Origin of the sequence: Franconibacter helveticus LMG 23732, from assembly GCF_000463115.2 — a bacterium.
GTDB classification, from domain to species: domain Bacteria; phylum Pseudomonadota; class Gammaproteobacteria; order Enterobacterales; family Enterobacteriaceae; genus Franconibacter; species Franconibacter helveticus.
Genome location: NZ_AWFX01000005.1, coordinates 123,474 through 143,156, shown reverse-complemented (window position 1 = coordinate 143,156; position 19,683 = coordinate 123,474). Strand labels below are relative to the sequence as shown.

Below are 19,683 nucleotides of genomic sequence, written 5' to 3'. Positions count from 1 at the left end.
GATGTCACCGACAGAATATGAAAACCAGTATTATCAACGGCTCGGAAGTGTCTAGATTATCCGTGGCGATTCAGTTTGACGCCAGCCCTGGCATGAACAACAGGTTTTCCCTGAATAGCTCTATAGGTTAACTGCCCCCGGGTTTTCATGGCGATAAGCTGGCTGACCTCATGCTTACATGTCAACATTGATGAACCCGGATCAACAATATCGCACAGCGACTGGAAGCGGGAAGACAGTGGACCGCTCATGTTTATCTTGTTAAGTGGGCAATTTGTCAAAAAGCCATCGGTTGTGACGCTGACAACCGATGAATCAGAAGGCAAAGCATTCATGAGTTCCCCGACAACGGCGCGGATAAATCCCGTCACATGCGCAGCAAAGAATGGCTGAGTAACCGATGATGGTGGGAGGGATCTGTTTAATCCACGGGCAGTATCAAAGGCGGTTTTGGCGCGAAGGCCCTGAGCAAGTTTGCCATAAAGCGAGTTGCCAATTTCTTTCCAGAATTTCTCCTCCAGAGAACCTTTAATATGGCGATTACGGTTCTCACGGACCTGTTGAACAAAGGGAAGAAACACCGATGTTGATTCGCTGTTATGTGGGGAGGTGTCACAGATCCAGGGGACGATGATCCCATTATGGATCGTCATCTCTGCCCCGAGCGACAGAGCAAGTTCGATTTCAGGTGCCGTTGCCCATGATTCGCCACTTAATGGAAAGAATAACCCATATTGATCGGTCCGAACCGGCAGGCTGGGATAGGGAACTGATTCCGGGAACCGAAATGTGACAAGCGCAAATCCCATTACATGCCCACAGTAATCGTTCGGATTTTTACTGAGGCGGATGTTCCCGTAATCGGGTGTGAGGATATCTAATAGCCCGGTGGTATACGCTCCAGCCAGATCGTAGTCATACCAGTGATCAGACGGTGTAACCCCCATCATAAAACACTCATTGCGTCCGCCGTGGTAACAGTTGATCGGGAACGTTTCAAACAGCTCTCTTGAAGGAACACTGGCGGGGTTTTTAATCGTCCGGAATGCCTGTTTCTCCGTGAGCCAGAGTTCACGGGTTTTAATGTGTGTCCCAAGGCAGACTTCAGGAGACATATTGTTTTCTTTAAGTGTTTTGGTGAACCGTGAAACTGCCATCGCCCCGATGGTGGCGGGGACACGATCAATCATCAGCTCCCGGGCGCAAAAATTGCGAACCTGTAAAGCATAACGAACCGCAATCTCGGCATCCCGCAGAGCATAGGCTTCAAACCCTGCTCTGTCGCCCAGAAGATATTCACGCATATTGGTTATGGAATAAGGTGCAGGAATGGTGAGTTTGGGAAGACCCAGTAATTCACCACATTCAGCCAGACCCATACCCCCGGGAGTGATAAGCAGTGTATCGATGAAAGCTACGTTACTGCAACGCGGAGGGGAAGTTCGTTTGTCAAACATTATCTGTTCAGTCTTTACGCGACGTTCCTGCTGTTCATCAAAATCGATACCGTAACGATTTTTGAAGCTGCTGACAGTACCGCGTATTCCTTTCAGAAGAATTTTGTAGTCTGACCAGAAATTGGCAAAGGAGGCGATATCCGCACGAATGAAATGCGCATATATATTAATAATACCGGGCCATTTTGTAATCACACCCGTTTCAAGAAGCGGTGTAATCGTTTGAAAGAGAAATTCCTTAAAAGACAGCCGGGATTTTTTCTGTGAGTCAGGTGGATAGATAATGTTCGATATACCAGTGTTATCGGGTAAGACGACATAACTCTGATATGACAGAATATCATTCTGTCGTGTTTCAGGGTTGAAAACATATTCGGTATCAAAACCGATATGGAGCGTCAGGTCGTTTGAAATCACAGACACGTTTTTTGATGCAGGTGGCATCACAGGATAATCATCAAGCGTTTTAGGTCTTTTACGATTGAGCGCTGGCTCTGAAGTCACGGACTGATACCCCGAGGCGGCAGCGAGGATATCCTGCAAATTATGGCTCATAGTTAACTCCGAAAAAATGCCGGGAGCTGTGTCCCGGCATAAAGAATCAAGATTTAATAACATTTACTACAGCTTTGAAAATATCGGTTTTGTGTGATTCATCATCTGCATGGATAAATGAAACGAGGTTCCTGCCTGCTTTAATCAGGATGCCACGTTGCGTCTTTTCCACAGACGGGGTAACGTGTGCAGATAACAGACAATGTTCATGTAAATGAAGAAACTTTTTTGAGGCGTAGCCGCCATGTAATCGGGCTTGAATGTCAAGATACATATCATCAAGAGAACCGGGTTCTCCTGATTCACTCAATACCGGATAACCCTTCTTATCAAAGAGGTTAAGGATAGATTTACTATCATGTTCGAATAGGGTAACACCGTAAATGTATTTCATTCGAAAGGTGAGGGAATCGGTGGTGTAGACCTCCTCCTGACGATTGAAATTTTTGAGACGCCTGGCTAATTCATTAAAAACAGCACGAGCAGTAGCCGTGTCCTGCAGGGTGTAGGTATAAAGTACGAAGCCATCTGTGCCGATGAGCTTTACTAAGTTGCCCATAATCGTGATAGCGAGAACTAATGCAAAGGACAGATATTTTTCATCGTTGTCTACAGCTGTGTTTGCTGCTTCAGGAAGAATGTTCAGTGCATTATTAGCATTATTTGCTGTGTTCTTAGTAACCATTTATATGACCTTTAAGTTTGTTTTGACGATGTGCATTTTCCCACTCAACAATATCATCAAGAGAGAATCGTATAGCCCGCCCAATTCTGATGAAGGGCGGGAGTTTTCCTGGGTTGCGCGATATATCTGACGCAACCGTGGATGCGGAAAGATTAAATCTTTCTGCAAACTGCTTAATGGTTAAATACATAAACCTCCGGTTTCAGAGAATAAGAAGCCACGCGGATTTAATATCAATCCACATTCTTTGATGACTTAATGCAGGGCCCTGCAGAAGCATGCAATGACAATACCGTCCTTAAACGAGTGTTGCATCAATCACGAATCACAGATCATAGGTTCATTTTTGTGTCATAACTTTCTATGACCTGAGAAACCACTGCGTGCGATGTCGCTGCATTGTGAAAAGCGTAGCGACGGGTCGCCGTGAGTGAATGGTGATTTAGCAGATGGGAAGCGATTGCAATATCCCCGGTCGCCTGTAGTACCCGGGTGGCAAAGGTACGGCGCAGGTCATGCATCCGCAGGTTATCAATGTTGGCATCCCGACAAATACGGGCAAAGGTTGCACGCGGATATGCCAGAGGGCGGGCATTGTCGGTTAGTTGTGGAAAAATGTAAGTTTTGCTGAGCATCAGGTCCTGCTGGCACTGGACAACTGCAATGGCTGGAGGTGCAAGTGGGCAGGTGAAAGGGTGTCCGGACTTTGTATCAGGCAGTATGAGTTGATGCATATCCGGGTGCCAGTACTCCCATTTCAGGGTACATACCTCTCCAATACGCATCCCGGTATAAAGAGCAAGCAATATAGAATCAGCTGCCGGTGTTTGCAGCGCTGTTGCCGCGTCAATAAAGCGCGGGATTTCTGTCGGTGATAGTGTGCGATAGCGAATGTTATTTTCTTTCAGATAGCGGACATGTGACATCGGGGAATGTGTGATCCATCCAGCACGTACTGCCAGAGAGCATATTTTGGACAATATTGCGAGGATACGGTTTACTGTTGACGGACGTAATTTTTCCCGTAAGCCAGCAGCATATTGTTCTAGTTCTCCTGCCGTGATGTCGCGAAGTTGCCGCTTGCCCCAGAACGGGCGAACGTAGAGGTTGAGTTTTGACAACTCTGACTGAGGACTCTTTTTATACAACTGCAAATCCGGTAGCCACAGGTCATTGATGGCCTGTTCCACAGTGAATCGACGGGACTGAACCGCAAGACGATTTTTATCAGCAAGCAGTTTCATCACATGCTGACGGGCATCCTCAACGCAGAGCTGAGGGAACTGACCCAGGGTTTCATATATACGCTGATTGTTTATAGTGGCACGAAAGGCCAGCGTGATCCGATTGGGATACACCAGAGCACGCAGGTTTTGGCAGTGAATATCACGGTATTCCTGACAGCCCGTGAGGGGATGGGGAAGTTGGTGAAGTGATTTGTTGCTGAAACGCAGTTCCAGAATAGGCATCGTATTTCTCCTGTAAATGACACTGGAAAAATACGATGTGAGGTTATAGTCTGCCAGTTACAGCTTTCACAGTTCATCAGGTGAAAAAACGCAGATTCGGATATAATGGCAACAAGATTCCATGCTGCCATTATATTGAGGAATTACGACTTCACGACTTCACGACTTCACGACTTCACGACTTCACGACTTCACGACTTCACGACTTCACGATTTTACTCGTTATTTTTTCGAAATAAACCTCATTCTTAAGAAGAGTTATATTGTTTGTTTGAACACCCAGACCACTGGAGGTTGACTGGAAGTTGAGTGAACCACTTATCACGGTGGACTTTCCTGATAAAAATGAAATCAACTCCTTGGAAGATGGTGCCCACTCAGGGTTTAAGAGTAATGCAATGTAGATATATGTCTTACGAAGCAATTGTTCGATATCTTTTTTATGCCCCGTAGTGTTTTGCTTACCTTTAATGCAAATTAATTTGATTATGAACTCATCAGGGCTGGTTAAAGGCGTTTTAAACTTATTCAGTGATCCATCGTTATGAATGACTTCATAAGGCAGCATAGATAAAATGACCAATGCAATCATTTTAGGATGATAGAGGTAATCCTCCTGAATGATCTTCTCGGCTTTCATTTTATTGATAGTCGTTTGGATAAATACAAAGAGATATTCAGTGCAAAAATAGCAAAACACAAGCCAGGATAGATCAATGGCTGGAATGTTAATATCCTTAGGTAGTTTGTTTAGCCAGTATTCAGACTTCAAAAAAGTTCTGATTTCTGCAGTGTATGTACATATTTTTGCGCTGAAATCAAGCATTGCTACTTGACCTGATTGTTCCGTAACTGTGGGGTCTATAAATGTTAAAGTATTGCACATTTTATCCAGCGTGTTTAGAAAACACGAAAGGAGTTCGGCATTATTATTACCATTAACCGCAGATGAAAGTTCAATTTCAATAAATGCATCCAGTAGCATACAGATTTCTTTCGGAATTACATTTTTACGGGATTGCTGTGAATAGAAATGTACTGCCAGTAAATTAAAGGCAGTGCACTCCTTTTTTAACCATTGTTCGAGCACTGGGACGTGCTGAAAAAAATTGATATGCTTAGCAGTAGATGCTGATGGAGATAGTACATGAAGAATATCTACAGCAGGCTTCATTTGCAATATTTGATCGGATTCGGTAGTCGTCATTAGTTCCAGTAATTGCTGTTCAGAAAATAGTTTAGACAGGTGATCAATGTCTTTTTGGTATTGATTAAGTTTTGTTAAATTCCCCGGTACACGGGTTACATTGTTTTTCATTTTCTCGAACATAATTTTATCCTCGTTTGAATTAATGCACTGATTTAAAAAGTAGCATGTCGTGTTAGCGAGGTAATCCTAAATCGTGAATGGCAGCAGGGGCAAGCTTGAATCTGCGTAAGGATATGGCTTGAATTTAATGGTGTAATCAGTGAGTTAGAGGCTTATAGCTATTTAAATACAATAAGTTATGACGGTATGTGGCGGGTGTAAATCGGTTAGTTTTTATGGTCAAAATATGAGCATTGTGAGGTTTGAGATATGATGGTTTTTAAATTACATACAAGTTACCCCTTATGATCAGTATTAATACCAGAATGATACATGCGAGCAGCACCCAATCCTGTACTATTGATGATGACTATACAAGGCTGAAACTTTGAGTCGTATGTTGCCAGGAGGATTAATATCCACAAGGCCCAGATAGAATGATTTCTCAGATATTAAAGTTGAAACTTATTAACTATGTGAGAGGCTGATATTTATTCAGTCTCTCATTTGTTTTTATCGTTTTAAAGTTAAAAGGAAATAAATAATGCCTTCCGCCGATGAATCAGTGTGCTGATTTCCCTCAAATCAGCCTCAATACTACCAACATCACCAAAGACTTCACCTCTAATCTCACTTCGATTTTTCATGAAATTGGTGCTTAATAAGCTTTCTTTTTTTAATGCCATTAATTTTGGTTTTATATCGTTATAGAAGTGCTTATGGCTTACCCTGATGTTATGAATCGAGTAGTAAACTGTTTTATACATCAAAAATATAAGTAACTGGCCGAGAAGATATTCTTTTTCAATGTATTTATATTGAGAGGATTTTTCGCGTTTCGCCAGGTAGAAAACATGAGGTGCGATGATGGTGGGGATAAAATCCAGTGCTGGAGAGGTTTTGGTTTTTTCTGTTTCTCTTCCGGATTGAAGATGTTGAAGTACAGAGTATGCAATGCTTAATATTATGGCATTGCTTATATTATTAATTTCAGTTGGGTAAATATGCAGGTTGCTTATCAATTCTGAAAGGCAAAGTAAAACACCAGTGATGTTAGGTTTTCTGCCAGATATTGTGGTGGTGTTGAAAATGTGCCGATTCTTACGACTTATATTGACAAATTTATGAGTGCAGAACTCTATATGTTCGACGATTTTATCTTGACTATTTTTAATGTATTTTGAAATGTTAGTGATTCGCCCATTCAACGTTAGCTCATCAAGTAATATGTTATTTTTAATACTGCGAATTTCATCGCAATGTTTAGATTCAAAAACTATCTCATGTAATACATAACTCGACGTATTGCGGGGTGATGCTGATATGTAATCTAAAATAGAAGGCTCGATTCTGATTTTTTGTTTGTATTTTTTAATGCACTGTTTGATTGTTTTTTGTAGAGTATTTGAGATGTGTTTTTTATATTCTTTTAGAAAATCATGCTCTAAAAAGAGTGAGGAGAAGATCAACTGCTGGCGAGATAATTTAATCTCAGGCTTGATCAATTTAATCCGAAAAACTCTTCTCTCCAACTCATAGCTGAACATGGAAGATAAGTCATAGTGGGGTGATAAATGTTCGAGTAACGACATTCGTGTATTCATTAGCCGCTTGAATTTATGGTCAGCATACATAAGTGTTTTTTTTATTTGCTCATCATAAAGTGGGCCGATAGCGCAGTTGGCAATACTCATTCTATCCGGAGACCTCCAGTCAGCAGGGGAATCACATTGACGGTCATCATTACTATCAAAGGGCATCAACGTTGCCGATTATGGATGATGTCAGCTTCACACACCAGAAAGGGTGATATATGGATCATCATTACCCCAACGGCAGTTTTACACCATGGCTAATATGGATGCTATCTTACTAAGATAATTGGTTTTTAGCGAGTGACGAGCCAGGTTGTGTCAGTCTGTCTCATGTCGATATTACGGGGATGATGCAAACCTGAATGCTGCGATATTGGCGTGTCAGGGGAGGCATCTTACGGTATCATTTACCGCAATTTTTAAGATGCAAAGCCCTGCATCGCTAGCTTTTTCTTTAGACCAGGATGATTCATGAACGACAAAATCAGTCAGGACACGATCAACAAAGCCCTGTGGGCCGCCTGTGATACGTTCCGTGGCACCATCAGTGCTGATACCTATAAAGACTTTATCCTTACCATGCTGTTTCTCAAGTACATTTCAGATGTCTGGCAGGATCACTATGACGAATACAAAGAACAGTATGGCGATGCGCCGGAACTGATTGAAGCGATGATGGCCAACGAGCGTTTTGTACTGCCAAAAAGTGCCAGCTTTTATGCGCTGTACGAACGCCGCCATGAGCCGGGTAACGGTGAGCGTATCGATCAGGCTCTGCATGCAATCGAAGAAGCCAACGGAACCAAACTGAAAGATGCCGGGAAAAGCGTGTTCCAGGATATTTCGTTTAACACCGATCGTCTTGGCGAAGAAAAACAGAAAAACACCATCCTGCGTCAGCTACTGGAAGACTTCGCTGGTGAAGATCTCAACCTGAAGCCGAGCCGTGTAGGTACTCTGGACGTTATCGGTAATGCCTATGAATATCTGATTAAAAACTTTGCGGCCAGCGGCGGGCAGAAAGCCGGGGAGTTCTATACTCCGCCGGAAGTATCAGACCTGATTGCTGAACTGCTCGACCCACAACCCGGTGATACCATCTGCGATCCGGCCTGTGGTTCCGGTTCGTTGTTGATGAAGTGCGGACGTAAAATTGTCTCCGGGCATGACAGCCGTAACTATGCCTTGTTCGGTCAGGAAGCGATTGGATCTACATGGTCGCTGGCGAAAATGAATATGTTCCTTCACGGCGAAGATAACCACAAAATCGAGTGGGGCGATACCATTCGTAACCCGAAGCTGCTCGATAAAAATGGCGACCTGATGCTGTTTGATATCGTGACCGCAAACCCACCGTTCAGCCTGGATAAGTGGGGTCATGACGAGGCCGAGAATGATAAGTTTGGTCGTTTCCGTCGCGGTGTACCGCCGAAGACTAAAGGAGATTACGCCTTTATCTCACACATGATAGAAACCCTAAAACCGGGGACTGGTCGTATGGGCGTGGTGGTGCCACACGGTGTGCTGTTCCGTGGCTCCAGCGAAGGCAAAATTAGGCAGAAACTGATTGATGAAAATCTGCTGGATGCGGTGATTGGTCTACCAGAGAAATTGTTCTACGGTACGGGGATTCCGGCTGCGATTCTGATTTTCAAAAAGCAGAAAGTGGATGACAAGGTGCTGTTTATCGATGCCAGCCGCGAATTCAAGGCAGGTAAAAACCAGAATCAGCTCAGCGAAGAAAACATTGAGAAAATCGTCAAGACCTACCGTGATGGCGATAACGTCGAGAAATACGCCTATCTCGCCAGCCTGAAGGAGATTCAGGACAACGATTACAACCTCAATATTCCGCGCTATGTCGATACCTTTGAAGAAGAGGATGAGATTGACCTGGTGGCGGTGCGAGCAGAGCGTGAGCAACTGAAGGTGGAACTGGCGAAATTGGAAATGCAGATGGCGGGTTATCTGGAGGAGTTGGGTTATGGTGCCTAAGGGGTGGACGCTTGGAACCTTAAATGATTTGGCAGATACAATTATGGGATATGCCTTTAGAAGTGAAGATTTTGTTCCAACAGGTATTCCTTTGCTTAGAATGGGCAATCTATACCAGAATTCGTTAGATTTAAACCGTAACCCTGTGTATTTACCGGACTCCTTTAAAGTTGACTATAAAAGGTTCTTGGTGAAGCCAGGTGATTTAGTCATGTCTATGACGGGCACAATGGGAAAACGTGACTATGGTTTTACAGTTGAAATTCCTTCAAACACTCAATACACATTGCTAAACCAGCGGGTACTAAAGATAGTTCCTAAAAATAATTCGAACTCTGGTTATATTTTGAACCTACTCCGGAGTGAGTTGATTCTATCTGTATTGTATTCATTTCCAGGTGGAACGAAGCAAGCTAACTTATCCGCTAAACAGGTACAGGAGTTACCAGTTCTTATCCCCCCATTGGCGGAACAAAAAAAAATCGCGGAAATCCTGTCAATCTGGGATAAGGCGATTTCGGTGACGGAAAAGCTGCTCGCCAATAGTCAGCAGCAGAAAAAAGCCCTGATGCAGCAATTGCTTACCGGGAAGAAACGGTTGCTGGATGAGAATGGGGTGAGGTTTAGTGGGGAGTGGAAAATTACTAAACTAATACAAATGGGCAAAGTTGTATCCGGTGGAACACCTGATACAAACATGGCCATGTATTGGGAAGGCGATATTCTATGGCTTACCCCAACTGATGTTACTGCATTAACGGGTAGGTTCGTTAGCAATACTAGTAGAAAAATTACTCCTGCGGGATTACTAAATAGCTCAGCTGTTCTTTTGCCAAAAGGTAGTTTGATGGTATGTACAAGAGCTACCATTGGTGCTTTAGCAATTTCGACATCGGAAATTTGTACCAATCAAGGTTTTAAAAACATCATTCCGAATGAAGGGTTTAATATCGAATTTATTTATTACTTGTTGCAAATGAACACAAATGAGATGATCAAAAAATCATCTGGCTCAACATTTTTAGAACTTTCCAAGAAAGATTTTGAAACTTTAAGCTTTTCTTGCCCATTTATTAAAGAGCAACAAAAAATCGCCGCCGTGCTGTCCGCTGCTGACACCGAAATCTCCACGCTGGAGAAAAAACTCGCCTGCCTGAAAGACGAGAAAAAAGCCCTGATGCAGCAGTTACTGACCGGCAAACGTCGTGTTAAGGTCGATGAGGCAGTTGCCGCATGAAACTGACGAAAAGTGGTCCACTGACTGACCGGGAAATCGACTGGCTGGAAGAGGTGTTGATGAAATACGGCAATGATGACTCTGTGCTCTGTTTCTCTGAGCTGGATGGCTTTCTGACAGCGATTGTCTCTGGCCCGAATACGATTTCCCCTAATACCTGGCTCAGTGCTATCTGGGGGCGAGGTGATTATCACCCTCGCTGGACCACCGAAAAAGAGATGACGCGTTTTGTGGGGCTGTGTTTTCAGCATATGAACGATATCGCTGGCTGCCTGTATGAGGCCCCTGAACAGTTTGAACCGATTTTCAATAGACGTGAGGTGAAGGGGAAGACATATACAATCGTCGAAGAGTGGTGTTTCGGGTATATGAAAGGCCGGTCTCTGGATGACTGGTCAGCCTTGCCAGAGGCCTTACGTCCCTCGCTGGAGGCGATAGCCCTTCATGGCATCGAAAAGAACTTCCCAGTGGTTGAGAAAATGTCATCTGTTCAATTTGAACAGAGTATTACTCTCATTCAGCCTGCGGCACTGGCGCTTTACCAGCACTGGTTGTCGGTGAGAATGTCAGAGGCATCATCCCGGCCTGTTCCCGTGAAGGGGGCAGAAAAACTGCCCGGTCGTAATGACCCGTGTCAGTGTGGCAGTGGTAAAAAATTTAAAAAGTGCTGCCTGCACTGACAAAGCGGAAGGGGGCTTGCTCATGGCAGTGAACAATCTGGATCGTTCCCGGTGGTACATGGGAAATGTTCTCTGGTTCGGAGGCTACAACAGCAAAACGGATCGGGAGAATAACTTTGGCTTTCTCTTATCAGAGAATGGTAATGAGCTGTTTTTTCATAAGAATGAGATAAGCCGGAACTATACACCCGCTGACAATACACCGGTGCTGTTCAGGGAAGGTACAGGTAAAAATGGTAAGCCTACGGCTTTTAACGTTCACATTCTTGATAAAACAGATGAGGAGACGGCTGAGCTCCTCATTGAATATCTCCGGGCTATTATTGAGGAGGGCGTTGATTTCGCTCGTTGGCGTTATCGTGACTGCGTTATTAATTTCCTCACTCAGTCCTTTGGCGAAAGGGCTATAATTCAGTTAGTTACCAGTGATATAGCTGTTACAAAAGTCTTACCGCTATTTTTAAAATCACGTAACTACAATAACCAGTTTGCACTTTTCGCCTCTGATAAGAATTTTGATGATTTGACCGCACAACAAATATCTCCTGCGGTCATGCCTTCGTCATTTATCGATAATAACATTGATCAATTCGCTGTTTGGGTGAAAAGATGTTCTGCGGCTACGGATTGCCAGGGGGCTTCAACATCGGACATTATCAATGAATTACTCAGCCATATATCTATAAGTGCTATTCTCTACCTGGCTTTTTACGATTGTATAAGTAGCGAGCGGATTCTTGAGCATCGGCATGATGATATAGAGAATTTTGTTCGACGTAGTTTCACAAAAAATAAAATGGATATACAACCATTTGTCCGTGATGCCTATCAGCAGAAATTCTCATCGAGAGAGCAATTTTATAAACATTCCGTGATTAGTCCTTTTATCAATACGTATTTGATTAAACAGAAGATGTTCAGGAAAGATTTCAGTTTTGTTAATGATATCGAGTCGAATACTGAAATTTCTTCTGATCCTGAATACTTTATTCTGAGTAAATTGTTACCGCTGATTAGGCGTAACGATGAACAGTCCGTTCTGAGTATTATTCTGCATGAGATATGGCAGGGAGTGTTGTCGGGTAAAATTCTGGTAAATCATCCTTCTGTTTTCAAATTGTTCCCACAGTGTAGTTCATTACAAATTCGTTTCCCGAATTTAGAATTATCCTGTGAGGCGTTTCACTGGAATGCAAAAAAGCCTGATGGAACTATAGAGAAAAAATTTCTCTGCCGTTCAAAAGTTTGCCGTGATCCACAGGTACTACCTGATCTCAAAAAAGATTTCATCGACTTCACTATTTATGACTGGCTCGCCCACTATGGCATGACCTATCTGGTTGCTGGCGAACCTTCTAAGCGAGATTTCCCGATTAAACTGGCCGGGTATTTCAACCGTATTAGAGAGTTACATTCCCGTTTGCATTGCCGCAGTTGTGGGGTGCTGATGGTTCCAGATATGAAATATGCTCGTGTCGAGGCCATAGTCTGGGATGCGAAGTCGAAAGGATTTGTGAAAAAACCTTTACAGGCCGCGTATCGCCTGACCGTTTTTAAATGTGCCAGTCATTCCTGCGAACAGTTTGGTATCGGGCATTACATTAATCACTGTATTGGTTACAAATGCAGCGAAATAATTGACGGCAGAGATTTACATGAAAAATGTTCAGAAGGACGATTTATTTGTGCATCCTGTGGTTCCTGCTGTACGACGCATCAGGAGAAATTTGGTAATGTAAACAAGGGCGAAACAGAACAGGTCAAGTACAATCGCCTTTATCGGAACTCGCCGTTCTTTTCATCATAAGTCTTCGTTCATTTTGAGTATGTCCGTACGGACATACAGTTTTACCTCTTAGCCAAGAAGGATTACCGGGTGGATAAGCACTACCAACCTAAATTCCAGGAAGAATACAGCGCCAAAATTCCGGCGCTGACATTACTGACCAGCCTTGGCTGGACGTTTTTATCCCCGAAACAGATTATGGACTGCCGGGGCTATAAACAGGACGAGGTGGTGCTACGCCCGATTCTGCGTGAAGTGTTGTCGGAGCGTTACTTTATGGTGGGCGGTAAAACATGCCGCTTATCGGAAAAAGCGTTGGATAACCTGATATCGCAGGTCTGTTCCCCGGCGCTGAACGAAGGGCTGCTGAAAGCCAATGAACGGATGTATAACCATCTGCTCTACGGTATCGCTGTCACGGAGTTTGTCGACGGCAAGAAAGTGAACCCCACCATTGCGCTGATTGACTGGGAACATCCGAAGAATAACCAGTTCCACTTTGCCGAGGAGTTCTCGGTGCTGCGCTCAGGTGGTGTCGAAACCCGCAGACCGGACATCGTCTGCTTTGTGAATGGTATCCCGCTGGCGGTTATCGAGGCGAAAAGCCCGGTCGGCCACGGTAAAAAGGGGCCTACCATTGACGAGGGGATATCACAGAGTATCCGCAATCAGCTCAACGATGAAATCCCACAACTGTTTGCCTACAGCCAGTTGCTGCTGTCTATTAACGGGCATGACGGACGCTATGGCACTTGTCATACGCCGATGAAATTCTGGGCAGCATGGCGTGAAGAAGATATTACCGATGCGCAGATGTACGCCATCCGCAATCATCCGCTATCTACTGAGCAAATTGATGCGTTGTTTGCCCATCGCCCGCCTGCCGATCGCAACTGGTATCAGCAGTTAATTGCTGCCGGTGAACTGGCCGTCAGCGGGCAGGACAAACTGCTAATCAGTCTGTTGTCGCCAGAGCGTCTGCTGGAGATGACCCGCTTCTTTACCCTGTTCGACAAAAAGAACGGCAAAATTGTCGCCCGCTATCAGCAGGTATTCGGTATTAAAAGACTGCTGGAACGCATCAGTACTCGCAGGTCAGACGGCGGCAGGGAAGGTGGTGTTATCTGGCATACCACGGGTTCCGGCAAATCTTACACCATGGTGTTCCTCAGTAAGGCGCTGATTCTACATGACAGCCTGAAGCAGTGTCGTATCGTTGTCGTGACAGACCGCATAGATCTTGAGGAACAGCTCAGCGGTACCTTTGCGTCCGGCGGTGAATTGGCCGGGAAAAAAGACAAAGCCAATGCAATGGCGACATCCGGGCAGATGCTGGCGAAACAGATTGGCTCCGGTAAAGAACGTATTATCTTCACCCTGATCCAGAAATTTAATTCAGCGACAAAACTTCCTGAATGCGTCAATACCAGCCCCGACATCATCGTACTGATTGATGAAGGACACCGGAGCCAGGGTGGCGAAAACCATGTGCGTATGAAACTGGCCCTGCCGAATGCTGCTTTTGTGGCATTTACCGGTACACCTTTGCTGAAAGAAGATAAGACCACCAATAAATTCGGGCCGATTGTCCACGCTTATACCATGCAGCGAGCAGTAGAAGATCAGGCTGTGACGCCTCTGCTTTACGAGGAACGTATTCCTGATCTTGAGGTAAACGACCGGGCAATAGATGCATGGTTTGATCGTATTACCGATGGGTTAAGCGAAGCGCAAAAAGCCGACCTTAAGCGTAAATATGCCCGTAAGGGTGAGGTTTATAGTGCAGATGACCGCATCCGGCTGATTGCATTAGATATCGCCATGCACTTCTCGAAGAATATTGATGAGGGGCTGAAAGGCCAACTTGCCTGCGACAGCAAGATTTCCGCCATCAAATATAAAAAGTATCTTGATGAAGCCGGGTTGTTTGAGTCAGCAGTAGTTATCAGCCCGCCGGATACCCGGGAAGGGAATACCGAAGTGGATGAAAGCAAACTGCCGGAAGTGACGAAATGGTGGAAGGATAATGTCGGCACGCAGGATGAGTCTGTGTATACCCGTAATGTCATCAGTCGTTTCGATACCGATGAGAAGCTCAAATTGCTGATAGTCGTCGATAAACTGCTCACCGGGTTTGATGAGCCGAAGAATACCGTGCTGTATATCGACAAGCCGCTTAAGTCCCACAACCTTATCCAGGCGATTGCGCGGGTGAACCGACTGCATCCACTAAAAAAGTTCGGTCTGCTGATTGATTATCGCGGTATTCTGGCTGAGCTGGACACGACTATCGGCAAATATCAGGACCTCGCCTCCCGAACGCAGGGAGGATACGACATCAAGGATATTGACGGGCTGTACAGCGCCATGAGCTCTGAATACAAGCGTCTACCGCATCTGTATAACCAGCTGTGGGCCATATTTGCCGGTGTTAAAAACAAAAATGATACTGAGCAGTTACGTGCGGTACTGGTGCCTAAAATGGAAGAACGTGACGGAGAGATGGTCGATATCCATCAGAAAACCCGTGATGATTTCTTCGAGGCGTTAACGGCCTTTGCCGGATGCCTGAAAGTGGCACTGCAGTCCGCTACCTTCTTCACCGACAAGAGCTTTACGGAACAAGACCGAAATCTCTATAAAGAAACCGTAAAACAGATGTCCAGCCTGCGCCAGTGGGCGATGCAGGTAAGTGGAGAGCAGGTCAATTATGACGACTACGCTGAGCAGGTGAAAAAACTGCTGGATAAGCATGTCACCGGCGTTGAGGTTCGTGAACCGGATGGCGTGTATGAAGTCGGTAAAATGGGCAAGAGCGAAAAGCCCGAAGAGTGGGACAACAATAAAACCCGCAATGAAACCGACATCATTAAAACCCGTGTGACAAAGATGATTGAGCAGGAGCTGCGTGATGACCCGTATGCTCAGGAAGCCTTTTCAAAACTCCTGCGTATGGCTATTGAAGAGGCTGAAAAACTGTTCGACCATCCGTTGAAACAGTATCTCTTGTTCCGTGAATTTGCGGAAAAAGTGGAAGCCCGTAAACTCAGCGATATTCCGGAGGCACTGGCGGTAAACAAGCATGCTCAGGCGTATTACGGTGTATTTAAAAAAGAGCTACCTGAGGTTTTTGCGGTAAACGACGATCAGGTGCAGGAGAAGTGGACGAAGCTGGCCTTTGAAGTGGACAGCATTATCGTCAAAGCGGTGGCAGAAAACTCCCTGAACCCACAGGATATTGAAAAAGCCGTTAAGACAAGTCTTTTGCCGCTGCTGTTTACGGCCTGCCGGGAGATGGGTGCCGGAATGAATCAGGTAAACCGTATCGTGGAAACCATCATCCAGATCCTGCGTGTTGGTTTGATGAAATCATGAGTGAAAAAGAGTCGCCAGCAATGAAAACGTTACGCATTGTTTATGGTGATGAGGTCATCGTCGTACAGTGTGTTCCGCGTCAGGTCGTAAAGGGCAGGGTGCTCATCAAGGTGCATCCCGACTGCCGGGTAGTGGCCTCTGTACCGCCAGAAACACCGGAGCACGAGGTGTTGTCTGCGCTGAAAAAACGAGGGCGCTGGATATACCAGCAACTGCGTGATTTCAGGGAGCAACAGACACACATTGTTCCGCGTCAGTATGTCAGCGGAGAAAGCCATTATTATCTCGGTAAGCAATATCAGTTGAAAGTGACAGAAGACGCTACTGTGCCGCAACGAGTGAAAATGTTGCGTGGGCGTCTGGAAGTGACTGTCAGACACAAATCGGCAGAAAAGATTAAAGCCTTGCTGGCTGAATGGTATCGGGAACGTGCCAGAGATGTTTTTCAGCGCAGGCTTGATTTACTGATTCCGCAGACCCTTTGGGTCAGTGAGCGTCCTCCGATACGTCTGCGGGCGATGCAAACGCAATGGGGCAACTGTTCAGCAAAAGGCTGTCTGACCCTGAATCCATGGCTGGTTAAGGCATCCTCAGAATGTATCGATTATGTTTTGCTACATGAGTTATGCCATGTGGCTGAGCACAACCACAGTGAAGAGTTTTACCGCCTGATGGGGCAGGTTATGCCTGGGTGGGAAAAGATCAAGAAACGGCTGGATGGCATGGCTGGGATGTTGTTGGCTGATATGTAGTAAGAGCCCAGCTAAATTAACATATTACAGAACTATTTAAGAAGGGGTTTTATGTTTTTCAAAATTGTTAGAAACTTTAAAGCCAAGATTGGACCGTTCTTATTAACCCTGTTTTTGGCTCCAGGTTATGTTCATGCCAATACGTGGGAAATAAATGTCACAAGAAAAGATAGTAATTTATATCAAATTACTGGGAAGGATTCTTTTGTTAATACTAAATATTGTTATGTTTATGCTTATTCTGAAGACGCATATCTCAGGGTTGATGGCTATGATAAAAAAATAATTTTTACAGATAGCAAGGATTCATGTGATGTAGATAATGTATTTAGCATGGTTAATATTGACTCAGGAAAGTATGAGGTAGAGGTTTCTAAAAAAGAAGATAACTGGTATGAGATTTATGGTACAGATAATATGATAAAAACATCAATGTGCCTTAGTCTGGCACTCAATGAAAAGGCTATTTTATCCATGGATGGTTATAGTGCAGGAGAGTTGATTTTTGATGACGGAGATAGCTGTAATGTAGAAGGGGTCTACTCTCCTGTTCGTTTGTGAATTGGATCTGGGATCAGTATGATCTGTGGTGTTCATCCAGCTATGTAAGGATATAAAATGAAAATAGAAGCCGATGTAAAAAATATATCAAAATTAAGCGATTATTATTTTTTAGTTCCCGATTATCAACGTGAGTATGTATGGAAGGTTGATGATCAGGTTGAACAGTTTCTCATGGATTTAGACAATGAATACCAACCAGAGCAGAAAGATCAAAATGGTTATTTTCTCGGTTCTGTTATTATCGTAAAAAATGGGGAAAAGCATGATGTCATTGACGGACAGCAGCGGTTGACCACTATTGTCATCACTATGTGTGCCTTACGGGATCTATTAAAAGATAGATTGGATACACTTGACAAAAAAGGGCTGGAATATCTGAAAACTATTGAGGAATGGCTCTCTAGTTATGATATTAATAGTGAGGAAAATCTAATTAGACTAGATCTTCAATATGAAGAAAGTCGAGGATTTATTTCGCGGTTAATTGAAGGGCAAACCAATACCTTTGCGGAAACAGCTTCAGTAAAAAAAATGGCTGACGCGTATGATCACATTCGTGATTATCTTAAATACCAATTGCAAGATAGCTTGAATGGATTAATCTCCTTCGCTCGCTTTTTTTTAACAAAAGTTGAGCTGGTTGTCATTGAATCAGAGAACTTAAGTAGCGCATTAAAGATCTTCGAAACGATCAATCAGCGTGGTGCCAGCCTTAATGCTATGGATCTTGTTAAAAATTTGATTTTCAGTCAGATAAAAGAAGAACAGTTTTCGGCAATAAAGACAACATGGAAATCCATCACTAATAACCTTGAGTCTTGCGGCGAAAGTGATAACCCGCTTCGTTTTTTACGTTACTTTCTGATGGCACGATATCATCACGGGATTTTGCGTGAAGATGATATATATAAATGGATCATTTCAGCTGAGGGGGAACTGTCGTTGCAGTATAAGACACGCCCTATGGTCCTCGTCAAAGAATTGGAAAAATTATCAGAACGATACGCTAACCTGGTCAATGCAACAAATGAAGCAGCCTACTGGCGTGAAAATATCCGTTTTCCAAACGTAAGTAACATTGGATATATTAATAAATATCGCTCACGTCAGCATTTGGTTTTACTAATGGCATTGGATATTAGTTGTTCAGATGATGTAATGGATTTCTTAGGTGCTCAACTTGAGAGCTTTTTATTCTTTACAAATACAATGGCTATTCAATCGAAGACATATGAGCAACGCTTTACTCAATGGGCTGTAAAGCTTCGGGATGTGAAAACGAAAGCAGAGGTTGCAAATGTTGTTTCAGCAACACTTATACCTTTTGTTGTGGAGCGTTTAGATGAATTTAAAGAACGATTCTCAATTATTAATGACTATAATTTTACGCCTCAGTATCGCCAACGTTATGTATTGGGTAGATTAGAGAATCATATCCGCCATCTTTGCGGTTTTCCGGAAAAGAGCCAGCAGGCTATTCAGCAGATGCAAATTGAGCATATTCTTCCTCAGACGGTACGAAACGCCCCTGAAAACGGGGAGTTCTCTGATGTAAATCGAACAAGTTATCTCTACAAACTTGGTAATGTAACATTATTAGAGGGTACAATTAACCAGTCTGTCAATAACTGCAATGATTTGAGTGAAGACTGGTTTTTGAAAAAACAAACAGAATATTTAAACTCTGAAATCATCATGACTCGATTACTCCACTCCCAGTACTCAATTGGTGATAACACTGCATTAAATCGCTTTAAGCTGAAATATGGATATGAATATCAAGACTGGTCTGCGGAAAGCATCACATCAAGGCAACGCCTGCTGATGGATCTTGCGATTGACTGCTGGCGATTTAATGATCAGAGAATAGATGCTTATATAGTAAATAACCTGGGCACTGGACCCGGAAACGAATTTACGCTGTAAAAATATCCTTCATCGCAAAGTACCCCCTGGAACGTTATGTTTACCAGGTGCTGGGTATTCAACCTCTAAAGGTAGCGCTGATTATGAATGGATCACATTCAGAGAGCGGTTCACAGAACAGATATTACTAACTGACAGTTGTACCGAATACTGGGGGCAGGTCAAGCGCTTTAGCTTGTGTGGCAACAACCTCCTTTACAGGACCAAGTAGACGATTACCCTGTGCTGTTTCTGTGCTCAACGCAATCTACGGCTATCCATTTTCTGCCAGTGGTTGCAAAGACGACCATTCAACGTC

The 19,683-nt window shown here is 44.0% G+C and carries 13 protein-coding genes and 1 pseudogene; 8 read left to right on the top strand and 6 right to left on the bottom strand.

Annotated elements, in window-relative coordinates; translation table 11 throughout:
- Window positions 1–74: 74 nt before the first annotated feature.
- From DW56_RS01840 to DW56_RS01820, 6 genes and pseudogenes are all read right to left on the bottom strand, one after another.
- A pseudogene (locus DW56_RS01840) lies at window positions 75–2,012 on the bottom strand (hypothetical protein); the annotation flags it as partial.
- A gap of 46 nt (window positions 2,013–2,058) precedes the next feature.
- On the bottom strand, window positions 2,059–2,697 hold the full coding sequence (locus DW56_RS01835) for a hypothetical protein (RefSeq protein WP_024553539.1): 639 nt from the start codon (window positions 2,695–2,697) through the stop codon (window positions 2,059–2,061).
- Window positions 2,687–2,887 carry a helix-turn-helix transcriptional regulator gene (locus DW56_RS21160; protein ID WP_071789784.1) on the bottom strand — a complete coding sequence of 67 codons (201 nt, stop codon included), beginning with the start codon at window positions 2,885–2,887 and terminating at the stop codon, window positions 2,687–2,689. Before DW56_RS21160 ends, DW56_RS01835 begins: the two co-directional genes overlap by 11 nt.
- Window positions 2,888–3,029: 142 nt before the next feature.
- Complete coding sequence (locus DW56_RS01830) at window positions 3,030–4,166, bottom strand: tyrosine-type recombinase/integrase (protein ID WP_024553538.1); 1,137 nt, start codon at window positions 4,164–4,166, stop codon at window positions 3,030–3,032.
- A gap of 199 nt (window positions 4,167–4,365) precedes the next feature.
- Window positions 4,366–5,496: a hypothetical protein gene (locus tag DW56_RS01825; RefSeq protein WP_024552313.1), complete on the bottom strand. Its 1,131-nt coding sequence runs from the start codon at window positions 5,494–5,496 to the stop codon at window positions 4,366–4,368.
- 506 nt (window positions 5,497–6,002) lie between these two features.
- Window positions 6,003–7,235, bottom strand: coding sequence for a hypothetical protein (locus tag DW56_RS01820; RefSeq protein WP_035889349.1), 1,233 nt, complete (start codon window positions 7,233–7,235; stop codon window positions 6,003–6,005).
- A gap of 306 nt (window positions 7,236–7,541) precedes the next feature.
- On the opposite strand from DW56_RS01820, the gene DW56_RS01815 reads away from it, so the two are divergent.
- From DW56_RS01815 to DW56_RS01780, 8 genes are all read left to right on the top strand, one after another.
- Entirely contained in the window at window positions 7,542–9,065 is a 1,524-nt protein-coding gene (locus DW56_RS01815) for a type I restriction-modification system subunit M (RefSeq protein ID WP_024552311.1), read from the top strand.
- Window positions 9,055–10,302 carry a restriction endonuclease subunit S gene (locus DW56_RS01810; protein ID WP_024552310.1) on the top strand — a complete coding sequence of 416 codons (1,248 nt, stop codon included), beginning with the start codon at window positions 9,055–9,057 and terminating at the stop codon, window positions 10,300–10,302. Before DW56_RS01815 ends, DW56_RS01810 begins: the two co-directional genes overlap by 11 nt.
- Entirely contained in the window at window positions 10,299–10,982 is a 684-nt protein-coding gene (locus tag DW56_RS01805) for a YecA/YgfB family protein (protein WP_024552309.1), read from the top strand. The genes DW56_RS01810 and DW56_RS01805 overlap by 4 nt, the downstream gene beginning before the upstream one ends.
- Window positions 10,927–12,789: a cold shock domain-containing protein gene (locus DW56_RS01800; RefSeq protein ID WP_234409192.1), complete on the top strand. Its 1,863-nt coding sequence runs from the start codon at window positions 10,927–10,929 to the stop codon at window positions 12,787–12,789. Before DW56_RS01805 ends, DW56_RS01800 begins: the two co-directional genes overlap by 56 nt.
- Before the next feature lie 69 nt (window positions 12,790–12,858).
- Window positions 12,859–16,143 carry a type I restriction endonuclease subunit R gene (locus DW56_RS01795; RefSeq protein ID WP_024552307.1) on the top strand — a complete coding sequence of 1,095 codons (3,285 nt, stop codon included), beginning with the start codon at window positions 12,859–12,861 and terminating at the stop codon, window positions 16,141–16,143.
- Window positions 16,140–16,895, top strand: a complete 756-nt coding sequence (locus DW56_RS01790) for a M48 family metallopeptidase (RefSeq protein WP_024552306.1) — start codon at window positions 16,140–16,142, stop codon at window positions 16,893–16,895. Before DW56_RS01795 ends, DW56_RS01790 begins: the two co-directional genes overlap by 4 nt.
- A 51-nt stretch (window positions 16,896–16,946) precedes the next feature.
- Window positions 16,947–17,456: a hypothetical protein gene (locus DW56_RS01785; protein WP_024552305.1), complete on the top strand. Its 510-nt coding sequence runs from the start codon at window positions 16,947–16,949 to the stop codon at window positions 17,454–17,456.
- A gap of 57 nt (window positions 17,457–17,513) precedes the next feature.
- Window positions 17,514–19,385: a DUF262 domain-containing protein gene (locus DW56_RS01780; protein WP_000687352.1), complete on the top strand. Its 1,872-nt coding sequence runs from the start codon at window positions 17,514–17,516 to the stop codon at window positions 19,383–19,385.
- Window positions 19,386–19,683: the final 298 nt, after the last annotated feature.